General features: G+C 37.9%; 15 protein-coding genes. 1 reads left to right on the top strand and 14 read right to left on the bottom strand.

Annotated features, from left to right (window positions below; genetic code table 11):
* Positions 1-168 precede the first annotated feature (168 nt).
* From GGR22_RS02885 to GGR22_RS02840, 10 genes are all read right to left on the bottom strand, one after another.
* Positions 169-3546: a T9SS type B sorting domain-containing protein gene (locus GGR22_RS02885; RefSeq protein WP_182492489.1), complete on the bottom strand. Its 3378-nt coding sequence runs from the start codon at positions 3544-3546 to the stop codon at positions 169-171.
* A 189-nt stretch (positions 3547-3735) separates the two neighbouring features.
* Entirely contained in the window at positions 3736-4152 is a 417-nt protein-coding gene (locus tag GGR22_RS02880) for a hypothetical protein (RefSeq protein WP_182492488.1), read from the bottom strand.
* Between the two features lie 274 nt (positions 4153-4426).
* Positions 4427-4858 (bottom strand): hypothetical protein, encoded by a 432-nt coding sequence (locus tag GGR22_RS02875; protein ID WP_182492487.1) that lies wholly within the window; start codon positions 4856-4858, stop codon positions 4427-4429.
* The gene (locus GGR22_RS02870) at positions 4855-5121 is read right to left on the bottom strand and encodes a hypothetical protein (protein WP_182492486.1); all 267 of its coding nucleotides are present in this window, start codon (positions 5119-5121) and stop codon (positions 4855-4857) included. The genes GGR22_RS02875 and GGR22_RS02870 overlap by 4 nt, the downstream gene beginning before the upstream one ends.
* 501 nt (positions 5122-5622) lie before the next feature.
* Positions 5623-6168 carry a hypothetical protein gene (locus GGR22_RS02865; protein WP_182492485.1) on the bottom strand — a complete coding sequence of 182 codons (546 nt, stop codon included), beginning with the start codon at positions 6166-6168 and terminating at the stop codon, positions 5623-5625.
* A 70-nt stretch (positions 6169-6238) separates the two neighbouring features.
* Positions 6239-6511, bottom strand: coding sequence for a hypothetical protein (locus GGR22_RS02860; RefSeq protein ID WP_182492484.1), 273 nt, complete (start codon positions 6509-6511; stop codon positions 6239-6241).
* A 121-nt stretch (positions 6512-6632) separates the two neighbouring features.
* Positions 6633-7118 carry a DUF3592 domain-containing protein gene (locus GGR22_RS02855; RefSeq protein ID WP_182492483.1) on the bottom strand — a complete coding sequence of 162 codons (486 nt, stop codon included), beginning with the start codon at positions 7116-7118 and terminating at the stop codon, positions 6633-6635.
* Between the two features lie 22 nt (positions 7119-7140).
* The gene (locus GGR22_RS02850) at positions 7141-7674 is read right to left on the bottom strand and encodes a hypothetical protein (RefSeq protein ID WP_182492482.1); all 534 of its coding nucleotides are present in this window, start codon (positions 7672-7674) and stop codon (positions 7141-7143) included.
* Positions 7675-7684: 10 nt separating this feature from the next.
* Entirely contained in the window at positions 7685-8191 is a 507-nt protein-coding gene (locus GGR22_RS02845; RefSeq protein WP_182492481.1) for a hypothetical protein, read from the bottom strand.
* Positions 8192-8274: 83 nt separating this feature from the next.
* Positions 8275-9126: a tetratricopeptide repeat protein gene (locus GGR22_RS02840; protein WP_182492480.1), complete on the bottom strand. Its 852-nt coding sequence runs from the start codon at positions 9124-9126 to the stop codon at positions 8275-8277.
* A gap of 192 nt (positions 9127-9318) precedes the next feature.
* Here GGR22_RS02840 and GGR22_RS02835 point away from each other — a divergent pair, with 192 nt between their 5' ends.
* On the top strand, positions 9319-10251 hold the full coding sequence (locus GGR22_RS02835) for a fibronectin type III domain-containing protein (protein ID WP_182492479.1): 933 nt from the start codon (positions 9319-9321) through the stop codon (positions 10249-10251).
* Positions 10252-10350: 99 nt separating this feature from the next.
* Here GGR22_RS02835 and GGR22_RS02830 read toward each other — a convergent pair whose 3' ends face one another.
* From GGR22_RS02830 to GGR22_RS02815, 4 genes are all read right to left on the bottom strand, one after another.
* The gene (locus GGR22_RS02830) at positions 10351-11145 is read right to left on the bottom strand and encodes a DUF3667 domain-containing protein (protein WP_182492478.1); all 795 of its coding nucleotides are present in this window, start codon (positions 11143-11145) and stop codon (positions 10351-10353) included.
* A 25-nt stretch (positions 11146-11170) separates the two neighbouring features.
* Entirely contained in the window at positions 11171-11419 is a 249-nt protein-coding gene (locus tag GGR22_RS02825; RefSeq protein WP_182492477.1) for a hypothetical protein, read from the bottom strand.
* 60 nt (positions 11420-11479) lie between these two features.
* On the bottom strand, positions 11480-12229 hold the full coding sequence (locus GGR22_RS02820) for a hypothetical protein (RefSeq protein ID WP_182492476.1): 750 nt from the start codon (positions 12227-12229) through the stop codon (positions 11480-11482).
* Positions 12230-12350: 121 nt separating this feature from the next.
* The gene (locus tag GGR22_RS02815) at positions 12351-13424 is read right to left on the bottom strand and encodes an NAD(P)H-dependent flavin oxidoreductase (RefSeq protein WP_182492475.1); all 1074 of its coding nucleotides are present in this window, start codon (positions 13422-13424) and stop codon (positions 12351-12353) included.

Raw genomic sequence — 13424 nt, 5'->3', positions numbered from 1 at the left:
TTTATTGCCTACTTTTTAAAGAAGATTTTAAAGATAGAAAATTCTTTCATTCTGCAAGCGTTTTGTGCTAAGAATGCTAATCTTGCGTGTTATTAAATAGTATTAATTACTTACTTGTGTTTTTATGCCAATCATAAGAAAAACTTTAAATGAAGCATTAAAATTATACTATCTTTTTAATGAGAAATGCCCTCTATATTCTTTTCCATCTGCTTTTGTTATTACAAACCAATAATCGTCTGACGGAAGATCTTTACCGTTATACTTGCCATCCCACGCATTTTTATGATCTAATTTTTTTAATAGTTTTCCATAGCGGTCAAAAATGACTATTTCTAGACCGGGTTCGAAATTTGAAAGCTTGATGCTCCATAAGTCGTTATGCCCATCGGCATTTGGAGTAAAAAATTTAGGATACATTAATAAAAAAACATCCTCTTTTACAATTCCGCATTCATTTTTATCTTTTACATATATGGTATAGACGCCATTTGCCAAGCCTGAAAATATATTGCTGTCTTGATAGTTAACTCCATCAATTGAGAATTGATAGTTTCCGACACCGCTTACATTTATTATGATTACATTATCATTGTCTGTAAAATCTTCAGTAAGCACGCTGGTAATTGTAGCAATATTGGATAGTATTACTGAAAAGGTTTTAGTCGTAGAGCAAATCTGGCCGCCATAATCATAAGAAGCGGTTAGCGAATAGCTGCCTGGATTGGAGATAACAATAGAACTTGTTGTGGCACCTGTTGACCACAGATAGCTATCAAAAGAGTTGCCGCCATTTACAACAACAAAGCTGTTTTCGCATACTATTACTGTATCCTTTAGAGTTGTAATGACAGGAGCATTTAAGAGAGAGAAAGTAATCTTGGCAACACTATAGCAGTTTTCTGAAGATACAATGCTAACAAAGACGGTATTGTTAGTGCTTGATATTTCGTAATCAGTATAGTTGTGAATTTCATTGCTGAGATTTAAGTTTTGTGCGTCACTTATAGTAGTGAAATAATGAAATACATAATTTGAGGGATTATTAACCACATAGCTGTTATATGTTGCTAAATTTACTTTTTCGGTATTGTTGTTTGATAAATCGCAAATAAAGGCTTGGTAGTCATTTACTAAAGGATTCGTAGAATAATTCGAATTAAAATTGATACTAGCTGCTTGCGAAATACAGCTTCCGTTTTTAATGACTATGTCAAAAATATAATTACCCGATAGATTTGAAATAGTATTGTTTGTAGACCATGTGACGCCGTTGTCAAAGCTATATAAATCTGCTATTGAAGTTATTGTAACAGTTCCATAACTATTGCATCCAGCATTTACAATCTGATAATCGGGAGGAGCATTTCCGCTATCGATTAAAACAACTAACGCCGTATCTGATTCACAATTAATGCCATTCCTGATTTTTATGAAATAATATCCTGGAGATAAATTAGATGCAGTAGCATCTGTGGTCCAAGTCATGCCGTTGTCAAAGCTGTATTCTTGGGCATTAGTAGTAATAGTAATGCTTCCATTGTTAGAACAGAAGGCATTCTGTACGGTATAATTCACATCAACGTCCCATATATAGTCATTTAGAGATACAAACTCAGAATACGACATACAATTTTGCGCATTCTTGATCCGTATCTGATAAAACCCTCCAGGTAGATTGGTAGCAGTATTGTTGGTGGTCCAAGTGCCGCCATTGTCAAAACTATATTGAGAAGCCTCTGTCAATACCGTAATAGTACCTAATGCTCCGCAAGAGGGTTGGGTAAAAGAAATTTGGGGCATTGGTAAAAAAGTGGTCCATAGTTCAACTACACCAATTTGAGATACGCAGAGTTGCGTATTTCTGATCTTGACGTTATAGGGTCCGGGCGGTAAATTAGTAAAGACAGGATTTGTTGACCAAGAGTATCCATTATTTATAGAATATTCATGTGCGGGTGTAGTCACCGTTATAGTTCCGCCTACACCGCAGCTGGGATTTGTAAAAGTAAATTCGGGTTCTGGCAGAAGAAAAGGATACATCGTTATATACTTGGGAATGGTAACACATCCGAGCGCTGTTCTTACTCTTACTTTATACGTATGATTATAGCTTGGAGGCAAGTTATCCAGTACTGGGTTTGTTGTCCAGGTTACTCCATCATCAAAACTATATTCTTGGCCAGGAGTCGTGACTGTTATAGAACCATTGGTCTGGCATCCTGGCTGTACTACTATGACTTGTGGCTCGGTATAGACTGTTGATAGAGGCGGATAGATTAAAGAAACATATCTTGCATTTGAGATACATCCGTTTTTCTTAATCACCAATTTAATCGGATTGTAATAGGCCGTAAAATCTCCTTTTGAGGGATTAGTTGTCCAAGTAGCCCCATTATCAAAACTAAACTCGTCTGCAGGAGAAGTGATGGTTATTGTAGTAGTGCCCGGAAAACATGGAGATTGGACAAAACTATATTCGGGAACATCCATAACGGTATTGACGTTGTATTTTGGGCTTATCTTGCAAGAACCGCTACTACTTATTTTAACTTGATAATTGCCAGTATTTGCGAGCCCATATGCAATTGGCAACGCAGCATTAGTAGCACCTACTAGAGCTATACCGTCTCGATACCATTGATAAGAAGGGGGGCTGGGCTGGCCAGATTCTATAGCAGCGGTAAGCACTAGGCTATTTTCGCAAAAATTTCCGACAGCAGTAACGTGCACGCCCAAACTTGACGTTGTGTTTAGCATAATATTGTCAAAGTAAAAATAAGGAAAGCATAAAGTATAATCGAGTTCATTGAGATAGCTTTCTGGGGCATTGTACTGCGAGCCAAGCATTATTGAATTAATGTTTGCGGTAGGCGTAAAGATTATCGAGAGTTGTCCCCACTTTTTAGAAGGAATGTAAGTTGCCGTTCCCAAAGGCTGCCATCCCACAGGAAAAAAATTCGAATTTGAAGGCGTAGTATTACAGTCTGACCTTCCGTATAATGTGATGTCGATTTTTCCGGCGTTTAAAACATTGTCATTGCAAATGTCGCCTATATTAGGCTGCGTGCTTACAATTCTGCCCGAAGTAGAAGAGGCGATATCAAAATTTAATTGATATTTTGTGCCTGCTAGCAGCGGAGCATTTGTGCAAGTTGCTATGTATTCTTTATAATCTTTTGTAACTAATATTCCGGCTACGCCATTGCCGTTTGAGGCTGGAAATGGATAAATTCCTGCCCCTATAGCAGATGCCGGTATGAATCCGCATGAATTAATATAATCTGATGTGGCTGAACTTGGCGCGAACCAGCTTGATGCGGCGTTAAACTTTGACCAATCATTTGGGCAAAAATTCATCTGTTCGAAACCAGGGTTATTCACCAAACTTGATACAGATGTGCCGTTGCAGGCGCATTCACTATCATTTAGATCTATTTTTCCATCTCCATCATCATCAACACCATTATTGCAATTTTCTTGAGAATAAGCAAAGGCTGAGAAAAGAAGAAAGGTTATGAAGAGGAGGTTTTTTTTAAAGTGCATTATAGTTTGTTCGTTATTCTAAATTTGTTGTTGTCTGTAATGATAATTCTAGGTTTTTGGCCTAGCTATTTTTATAGGGAGTACTTTTTTTGCACAATTTTACGTAATAAATATCATATCTGCTAGAAATATAGGAGTTATCAATAGTATACAGTTTTAGCAAATTGGTTTGACTATAAAGTTGTCTCCTCATTCTTTAAGAAAGCTCTCTTTGCTATCGTAGGCCCGCCTAACGGCCAAACCTAAATTAAACAAGACATATGATAACAGCAAGCATAAATAGCCCCAGATGTTGATATTTCTTGCCATAGCATCGCCTTTTTCAAGAGGATTTGAGTCAAAATAAAAGATAAGTACCAAAAAGTAGAATAGCGCAAACATCGTGGTGCTTGCAGGCAATGTTATTTTTGTCTTGATACTAAGCAGCAACAGCAAGATAAATGCTATGCAGGCTGCTATTATGCAGTTTAGTATGATTAAGAGCGGTGCCATCCCAGTTGCACCGCCCGGATATTCTGGATGAGAAACTAAGAATGCACCAAATATCATAACGCTCAGCACGCTTATAATGACATAGGAAAAAAAGTGTTTGATATAGTAAATCATAGCTTGCTTTGGATTGGCTTAAATGTAATTATTTTTGTAAAGTAATCTGTAAAGTGATAAATAAAAACCACTTCTTGAGTGGTTTTTATTGAATTCAGATTTAATAATAGCATGTTTTTATTTTTCTTTATCTGATTTGATTTTATAGATAAAATAGGCTGTGCCCACGATGCCAATTACTAAATACATTGGACCCGCGTTTGGTGATTTATTGAGGCTAAATGCCACAGAACACATCAATATAAGTAATACTATTTTGATATAATACTTCATCTTATTTTTCCCAAACTGTTACAAAACAACCTCCAGTACATCCCAATATACCCGCCGCCGCATAGACACCAGCTGCCACTCCGCAAGGGGTACAAAATGTTCCAATTATTCCAACATGCCAGAGAGGAAGGTTATTCATAAGTTCGCTGGCACATCTTTTATAGCAGGAAGAAGAAAAACGAACTTTATTAGCTACATAAATTGGACTTTCTATTTCGTGAATTTGAATGTCAGGCTTGGCTGTGGGATAATCTACAAACGCAGCATCATAAATTAGTATGTTATCGAAATACTTATTCTCTATAATTACCATTGACCTGACAGCATCATATTCTTTATACCTTATCACAAAAATATCAAATTCTTCTAATTCATTATCGGCTAAAAATGATATGCGAATAGTTTCTTCTACAATTTGAACTTTCTTGTTCATTTTTGTGACATAATATTCATAATTGGTGGTTTTGCATTATCAATCTTGGTTATTGATGATTTAACATTTATGCCTTTTAGCTTTAGTTGGTTTTCTAATATTGAGTTGGCTTCTTTTAAGAGGTCATCTTCATTTGTTCGACTTAACACTTGGTTTTGGGGTGATACGTCTGTTGTAAGGCTTTCGTCTGCAGAGCAGGATGCAATTGCAATTGAAACACAATAAACAAGCATGAATTTTTGGAAAAGATTGAATTTTAGCATAATGTTATTTGTTTAAATTAATAGTGCAGCAAATGTTTCATTTATCCCCTTAATTTCATAGCGAGAAGTAATAAGTGGTCGAATATCGGCGTAAGTGGTCGATTTTAGCCGATAAGTGTTTTTTAGGGTTGTCAAAACTCCAGCTATCTAAACGGCAAAGCACACCTGCATGCCACCCCAGGCCTACCTTGCCCAACCTCAAGGTCTACCTACGTATATGGCTAGGCCAACCTAGGTGTAGGGCTAGGTACTCTTGCCTATACCTCTTGGCATAGCTTGCCTAAGAGCTAGGCCGACCTAGATGGCAGGCAAGGTATACTTAGATGCAGGGCAAGGCATGCCTACCTAGCACCCAAGTTATACCTAGCCCAATAGCAAGGTCTGCTTAGGGGATGGGCTAAATGCTTCTCCATTTTTCTTAGGCAGACATAAAAAAAACCTGCCGCAGCATTTGCTACGACAGGCAACCTTAAAATTAAATATGGGAAAGATAACAAGGTATTATTCTGTAGGAGGCGAATCTAGCGGTGGCTCTCCATCTTTTGTAGGTTTCTTTTCTTCTTCTTTTGTGGGTTCGGGATTTTCTGGCTCTTGCGGAGTCCTGTTGCCAAAACGGGCGTTCCAGTCGTCAACTTCTCTCATGGCCAGATCAATAGAAGCGTCGTGGTTTCGGGCAATCTTGAGATTTGCATGGTAGCGGTCTGCAAACGTCATAATGTCGGTAGCAGTGCCCAGGCTAATTTCTTGTATGACTTCTAGTGCCTGCAGCAGTGCCAAGCGATTGGATTCGAGCCTGTCATAATAGTCTAGGTGCGTCACGAGATCATCGGGAGCATCAGAACGGCTCAGGGCATCTGGAAACTGGTTGGCGATTCTTGAAATTAGGCGTACATAGCCTTCGCGGTCTTCGGCCATAGAACGGCCTGCTTTTTCGCTGTCTGTCATGTAGACTCTAAAGCCTGAAAATGGAACCAAGGCAGCATTGATGGCCGTAATGAAGTTGTTGGTTACTTCTTGTGGCGGAATTGTAGAAATAAACTTTCTCATTATTAATCATGTTTAAAATTACTACTCTATTGTGGCGTTTAGGGGTAAAAATCAATTCAATTTTACGAACTTATTTTGTAACATGCAAGGCTTGGAATGTTAAAAATGATTGCTTCTTGTGAAATTTATCTTGGTGATTACCTGAACGCAACTGCTGTTCTTGTGCTTCTTGCAGATAGGCCAAGAGAAAATAAATGTCTTCTATAATGGTCTGGAAGTTATCGGGCAGTACTAGATCTTTTTGGTTGAGGTAGTTAAAGAGCACATAGTGCAGGCTTTTTTGCAGGCTGTGTGGTGTGGTGAATTCGAAGAGTTTAGCGTGGGTTGGGTCTGTTGTTTTCATGTGTAAATATTTGAAAACAAAGGTGAGAGATTATTTTTGAAATGTTGTCATATAGGAAGTTGACACAGTGGATTTTAAGAAAAAAAAATGATAGGCGTATAGTTACTAAAGGCAAGATTAGTTAAAAATCAATTTTGATATATCCTAAAAGAGAGGAAACACTCACGATTATAAAAATGGTACCCACAAAGACCATCAAAACCAAACTGCCATAATTGGAGTCCTTTTCTTTTGCGAGTATAAAGTTTTCTGGATGGAGAGGGTCATAGAGAACTGCTACCGGCCTGTCTATGTTTTTTTTGAAGGAGGTTATCAGGTCTATATCAGAGGAGGCATAATAGTAGGGTTGCTTTTTGATGTATTGGCCTTCTAGTGTTTCAAACCCTATAACAGGTATTTTGCCTCCTTTATTTCCGGCTTCATAAGACAAGATCTTGCCGACAGATCGGATACCGTTTTTTCCAATGTGTTTTAAAAATAAGAAATAATGGATACCCATAAAAAGCACCAAGGAACCTAATTGTAAAAAAACAAGGGCTGGTTTATAAAATGCGAAAAAGGCAAAGACTATTATAAATACTACCCAATACTTTTCGATAAATTTCATTTTTCTTTTAGTATTACAATCTTTAATTTTCAATAAAAGTCCATTGGTTGTTTTTAAATTCAAAAGTGCTTATAGGCCCGCTCATACAAGAAAATGCCCATTCATAATCTATGACGGCCCTCTTAAACTGGCGGTCAAAAATGGGCTTTTGGAGGGATAGTACACCTTTTGGACAAATCTTAGTAATAGAATCATTATTCTTCCAAAAATAATCTAGGCTAATGATTTTGACGCTGTTTTTCTTGAGTGTTTGCGGATCTAGTTTAAATTCTCGAGACCAATTGGCCAGACTGTCCAATTCTGCATTGTTGCGTAGCTTTAGCTTTTCTATTACAATATTTTCAATTTTTGGAGAAAGGCTTTCGGCATAAGCCATCGCGATTAAAGATCTTTTAGGGATTGGAAACAAGCACGAGCAATTTGAGTCTTCGATAACTTTGGCCATTAATTCATTAGCCTTTTTATTGTAAAATGCTGTTGGGTCTGTAGTGTTGCCAGAACAGCCAGTCAACATGAGACAGACAAGGAGGAAAAATAGGGGAGCTGGTTTAGGCATGGTTTAGTTTTTAATACTTATCTATTATTTTAAAAAGCTTGTCTCTGCCGCTGTACGACAAAAGGCCCCATTTCATAGTTCTGTTCATTGGCGCAGAATAGGTTTGGAGTTTGGCCCAGTCTATTTCTGTAATCCCGATTATTTGGCCGTTGTTGTCATAAAACAGGATGCGCTTGTTAGGCTCAAAGGTGCCAATTTCTCCCCATTCATAAGACGATGAGTCGTTGAGTATTTTTATGACTTTCTTAATGTCTTCGGAATCTAATTCTCTTGAAAGATTTAGGTATCCAGAATACAATTCTGCTCTGGCTGGTTTTGCTTGCGGAAAGGTTATTTTGTTTTGTTGGTCAAATGCTACATCTTTTTTGTAGGTAGTCTTCCAGTCTTCTTTGGTTGCATAGGCATATTCTTTTGAGGTCAATTTGTCTCTGACTTTTTCAAAATCAGGCGGAAAGAGAAGCCTTAAAGCTATAATTGAAAAAAGAATAAGCAGGATGATAAATAGTATTTTTTTCATGGCTAGAGATCTTCTTTAATTATTTTTAGCTTGCCGATGGTTGTTTTATATCAAAACAGAGATAGGAGAGGACTAGCAATATTTTATTGTAGATATTTTGAGAATAGCGGGTGTATGGCAAAAATTCTATCAAATTTTTCATTCCCTTTTAATTCTAGATCGGCTCCTAGCATTGGGTTGCTATGGTCATAAAGCTGTTCTTCATAGACCTTTAATTTTTTTCCGAGAAATGTTATTGTGGCATCGTAATCGTTTTGCATGTTGAGACTTTTTACAGCCTTAGTAATTAACTCTTTAATTTCGGCTTCGCTGTATTTCATCTTCAGGCTTTCTTCAAGAATCTCTAATGCTCCTGAGTTGCTGGCTACGCCATCATAAAAAACGTAAGGAAGCAGTTTGTCTATCGCTTTTTGAGGCTTATTTTGCCCTAAAAAGAGTTTTGCATACGATTCGGCAATATAAATTTTATCAGCTCTTATTTCGTTGCCGCAAAAGTGATGGTATTTGTATTTTTTGTCGAATAAATAGATATAATGCGACACTTTTTTATAATCCTTTTTTTCAAAATAGATTTCGGCCAATTCTTTGGAACTTCTGTTTTTATAGAGGGCATATTGCTCCATAATTCCGCCGTAGGCCTCTTTTTCGTCATAATCAGAATCTAGGATTTCTAAAAAGATAGGTATGGCTTCGTCATTTCGGCCTAATTTTCTCAATAGGACTCCGATATTAAATTTTGCGCGGGGCTTTAGCCTAGAATCAGGGTATTGGGTTAGGAAGGAATTAAAACTGGCTAATGAGGTTTCGTTATCTTCTTTCTCAAAATAGTCCATTGCACTATCAAAACTAATTTCGTCTTGGGTTCTTTCTTTTTCTTGAGATGTGGCAAGAAAGGAAGAAAAAAAGGTGATGACTATGAGTAAGAGTTTTTTCATAGGAGGGCTATTGATAGTGATTATTTCGTTTGTAAACGTTTTAATTATAATCTTATCAAAGATAAAAATTCTTGCTATATAAGCAATGCAGCAGTAGTTTTAATAAAGTTTTATAAAAATTTTTGCCAGAATTAAAATGTTGCTATCTTGCCGCGCCAAATATTTTAGCAAACTAACTCATAAAATTAACGAATGAACACAAAAATCAAGACCCTCGCTTCTCTTTTTATTTTTGTCCTCTTCATGGGATGTTCTGGCGGCGATGACGGCGGATCTAACTGCGGCAAGGTAGAATCGGTTTCTTTTTATACCTCTCCTGTCAGCGCTACCCTCAGCTTTATGCCAGGCAGCAATGCCAACTCTTTTAGGATAGAGTATGGCGCGACCGGTTTTACGCCAGGATCCGGAACAGTTGTTGTGACTTCTAACTCGCAGCAAGAAATTACGGGCCTAACGCCTTCTACAACTTATGATTTTTATATCACGGGCATTTGCAGCGCTACCGAAAACAGCGCTCCTTATAAGCTTTCGAGCGTGACTACCCAAGTGAGCCAGTGCGTGGGCAGTACTACGGTGCAGATAGGACAGTTTTATCCAGATGCAGTCGATCTTCAATTTGCTTTTACGGGCGGGTCTGCAGATCACTTTGAGGTAGAATATGGCCTTGCGGGATTTGTTTTAGGAACCGGAACTCGTGAGACTACTTCTTTTGGAAGTTCTTCAAAAACAGTTTCGGGTATCCAAGCTTCTACGGCTTATGATTTTTATGTGCGTTCGTATTGTTCTTCGGGCGAAACGACTGCTTTTGTCAAATATACGTATACCACGATGGGCTCTTGCCCAAAACCGGTTAACTTAAACAGCTGGAATATTTCTGGAGCTTGCAATGCAGGAATGGGAGAGACAAGGGCTTTTTCATGGAGCTATCTGGGAGGCAACCCTCAGAGCTATACGATTTCTATCGTTCAAGAGGCTACTGATAATCCAGCAAATGGAAATACTTTTGAAACTTCTAATACCTCTATTTCTATTTCGAACATGTACTGCTTATGGAATGCTTTTTATGTAAGAGCCAACTGTACAGGTTCTGACAGAAGCGAATGGGCTGGTCCTTATTACTTTTAAGAAAGTATAGAAAATTATAAATATAGCGCGGGCTTCCATTGGAAGCCCGCGTTTGTTATAAATAGCCGATAGCGATATGGTGTATCTAAAACAATTGTATTACTTAGGCTGCATCTGTTGGAACATTGCAGGATTGGTTATAATCATATAAATAGCTACAGCGAATATAAGCCCTATGTACAATATAATACCTACTGCCATAAGCAGGAGCACCTTTATGATGACGTCGCCTATGCTTTTTTCGGAGTAGAATTGCTTATAAACCCATGTCATGATAATCGGATAGATGATGAATGTAGAGCCTGTTATTACAAACATGAATGTATCGGGACTGTCTTTTAAAAAATACATTATGGGCGACAAGAGGACTATCGAGATAATAGTATATAAAATCTGGATATAGCTATTCATGATTATATGCTCGTAATAATTCTGCCCCCATTTACGGAATACTAAGAACGTGACAATTGAAATTATCGGAATCAATAGCAGCATTAGGGCAGAACTGTAGCTAGACATTACGGATGTTAGGTCATTCATCCATGAGGCAGCTATTTTTTGCTCTGTATGCGTTGCAAAGTACCGCTCCATTACGGAATTCATATCGATAATCTTAAAGGATATAAAGGCTGAAATACCGCTCAATACAAAGGCCATCAAAAGGGGTTTGTAATGGTTTACCCTGTTGCCGTCGATAAAATCTCTTGCGGTCTTTCCGGGAGCCTTAATGATATTTTTTAACGAATAAAAAAAGCCTTTATTGGTATGGATGACCATATACTGTACCTCGTCGGTCAGGTATTTTCGGTCAATCCTTTTGTATTTTTTCTGTCCGCAGTAGGTGCAAAAATTTTCAGTTATAAGATGGTTGCAGTTTAGGCAAGTGTTTTCCATTTTGTAAAAGTTTGGCAGTAGGTTGTTAGTTAGAGTTTCGCGATTTGATTTCGGTATTCAGCTGTCCCAATCGTATAAAGCTTGGCAGCAATGTCAGCATACAGCCCGGAATAACCGCAAAAAGCGCAAAGTTTTGGTTTTTGATAATCAGAAATAAGAGTCCGCCGCAGGCTAGGAGTATTACAATGCCAAACCCAATCACGACTCCTTTTAATTTGTTTTTTTCTTTATGGAGTTCTTCGAGAGTTAATTCGGATAATTTATTTGTTTTCATAATGCTTTTAGTAGTAAGATTTAGTTTTTTGAGATACAGATTTGATTTGCTAAGTATCTTTTATTTTAAATTAGGGAAAGGGAGTCGATAGGTTAAAGAATATTTTTCACCATTAATCTCAACCGCTTGCTTTTCCTTCATACTGCGTAATAGTTTGATAAACTCTTGAAAATATTTTTTATCTAAATATATGCTATATAAGTCATCGCTTCTTTTTACGGTTGTACTACTGTTTATATCATTCCAATCCTTGTTCCATTTTAAAGACGTTTCTGGCGAATAGCTATATTTTGTTGCCATTACTTCAAATGTATCAGGTAGCCATTCTTTAGCCGTACTGTTTTCGTATTTAATAATGTTATCGTAAACAGTTAGAAAATCTTTTGGTGTTTTTTGGCGTGTTTCGTTTTTTGGATCTCTTAAGTTGCCATATACACTAATTTCTTTAACGGCGCCAAAAAAATTTAAAATTAGAATATTAGTTGGTTGATCTGTCGATGTTGAAGCTTCAGTGTAATCTTCTTGCTTTATTAAATTATCAGTTATATCAAACGATTTAATGATTTTTTGTATCGTTTCTGGGTCATTCTGAACTTCAAAATATTTTAGTTTCTTGTCGACAACTTTCTTGTAAATGATTTGTCCGTTTTCATATAAGGTAAAAGTGGGAACATCTGATCCAATGACCATAAGCCATGGGTCGGTCTCAATAAGTACAATTTGAGGATCTCCGTATTTTTCATCATAATCCTGACCGAAAGTGTATGTCAAATTAAAGATTAATAAGATTGTTAAAATATATTTCTTCATATAGCATTTTCTATTTAAATATTAGCAATAACATAATTTTCGGGATTAAACACTTGCCAAATATAATAAATCCCCGACTGCAATTGCAACCGAGGATTATTATTTCTCAATTAAAGATTGTCTATAGAGCAAGCAGTTGGCTTGTTTCCTTAATCAACGCCTGCATCAGTTCTCCTGCTTTATGATGTTTTAAGGTAGCCGTGTTTTGTCCGGACCAAAAGCTGACCATATCTGTTCTTCCTTGTTCTAGGGCTGCTACTTTTAGGGGAGCTATTAGCCTAGTCTGCAACGGAAAAGGAAGCACTTCGGTCTCAAATTTTATTTCGTCGGATATTTTGTTGGCAATCATTCGGCCCATTCGTCCGGTAAGAGATTTTGTTAGGGTCGTATGTTTTGAGCCGTCTGAAAACAGCAGGTCTTTGTGTAAAGGCGTAGCGCCCGATTCGTCTGTGGCAAGAAAAGCCGTGCCTAGCTGTACGGCATCGGCACCTAGCATCAGCGCCGCAGCTATGCCTTTGGCATCTGCAATACCGCCAGCCGCAATAATAGGCGTAGCGGTTTTTGCTTTTAACTGCTGTATCAGCGTGAAGAGTCCGGTTTGTGAATCTTGGGCGGGCCTAAGAAAAGAAGGACGGTGGCCTCCAGCTTCAAATCCAGCAGCTACGATAGCGTCTACTTTCGCTTCTTCTAACGCCAGTGCTTCGTCGAGGGTTGTTGCTGCACCGACTGTTTTTATCCCTAGCCTTCGGGCTTCTGTAAGGATTTCTTTGGAGGGAATGCCAAATATAAAACTGAACACGGCTGGGCGGATTTCGAATAAAGCTTCTACCTGTTTTTCAAATTTTGAAGGAATATCCGTTGACAGTTCCGGCAAGGGAATTCCAAGCTCATCAAAATAAGGCTTGAACAGAATTTTTACTTTTTCTAACGATTCTGGAGGATAGCTGGCCAAGCTTTTGTCTACGTCTGACACCCATAAGTTAATGTTGTAGGGCTTGTCCGTTTTTGCTTTTATGGCCTTGGCGGCTTCTAGTATTTCTTCGGGAGTGATTGTATACGCTCCATAGCTTCCCAGTCCGCCATTATTAGATACGGCAACCAAAAGTTCGGCAGTTGAAAACCCACCGCCCATAGGCCCTTGCAGGATAGGATATTGGATGCCCAGCAGTTCTGTTATTTTGGTTTTATTCCACAT

The organism is Flavobacterium gossypii (genome assembly GCF_014138495.1).
Lineage (GTDB): Bacteria > Bacteroidota > Bacteroidia > Flavobacteriales > Flavobacteriaceae > Flavobacterium > Flavobacterium endophyticum.
Note: the sequence above shows the minus strand (reverse complement) of the source record. Positions and strands in the feature narration are given on the sequence as shown.

Bases quoted from the DNA above. Each gene is read 5' to 3' on its own strand.
- GGR22_RS02885 (WP_182492489.1), bottom strand. From the start codon at position 3,546: ATGCACTTTAAAAAAAACCTCCTCTTCATAACCTTTCTTCTTTTCTCA.
- GGR22_RS02880 (WP_182492488.1), bottom strand. From the start codon at position 4,152: ATGATTTACTATATCAAACACTTTTTTTCCTATGTCATTATAAGCGTG.
- GGR22_RS02875 (WP_182492487.1), bottom strand. From the start codon at position 4,858: ATGAACAAGAAAGTTCAAATTGTAGAAGAAACTATTCGCATATCATTT.
- GGR22_RS02870 (WP_182492486.1), bottom strand. From the start codon at position 5,121: ATGCTAAAATTCAATCTTTTCCAAAAATTCATGCTTGTTTATTGTGTT.
- GGR22_RS02865 (WP_182492485.1), bottom strand. From the start codon at position 6,168: ATGAGAAAGTTTATTTCTACAATTCCGCCACAAGAAGTAACCAACAAC.
- GGR22_RS02860 (WP_182492484.1), bottom strand. From the start codon at position 6,511: ATGAAAACAACAGACCCAACCCACGCTAAACTCTTCGAATTCACCACA.
- GGR22_RS02855 (WP_182492483.1), bottom strand. From the start codon at position 7,118: ATGAAATTTATCGAAAAGTATTGGGTAGTATTTATAATAGTCTTTGCC.
- GGR22_RS02850 (WP_182492482.1), bottom strand. From the start codon at position 7,674: ATGCCTAAACCAGCTCCCCTATTTTTCCTCCTTGTCTGTCTCATGTTG.
- GGR22_RS02845 (WP_182492481.1), bottom strand. From the start codon at position 8,191: ATGAAAAAAATACTATTTATCATCCTGCTTATTCTTTTTTCAATTATA.
- GGR22_RS02840 (WP_182492480.1), bottom strand. From the start codon at position 9,126: ATGAAAAAACTCTTACTCATAGTCATCACCTTTTTTTCTTCCTTTCTT.
- GGR22_RS02835 (WP_182492479.1), top strand. From the start codon at position 9,319: ATGAACACAAAAATCAAGACCCTCGCTTCTCTTTTTATTTTTGTCCTC.
- GGR22_RS02830 (WP_182492478.1), bottom strand. From the start codon at position 11,145: ATGGAAAACACTTGCCTAAACTGCAACCATCTTATAACTGAAAATTTT.
- GGR22_RS02825 (WP_182492477.1), bottom strand. From the start codon at position 11,419: ATGAAAACAAATAAATTATCCGAATTAACTCTCGAAGAACTCCATAAA.
- GGR22_RS02820 (WP_182492476.1), bottom strand. From the start codon at position 12,229: ATGAAGAAATATATTTTAACAATCTTATTAATCTTTAATTTGACATAC.
- GGR22_RS02815 (WP_182492475.1), bottom strand. From the start codon at position 13,424: ATGTGGAATAAAACCAAAATAACAGAACTGCTGGGCATCCAATATCCT.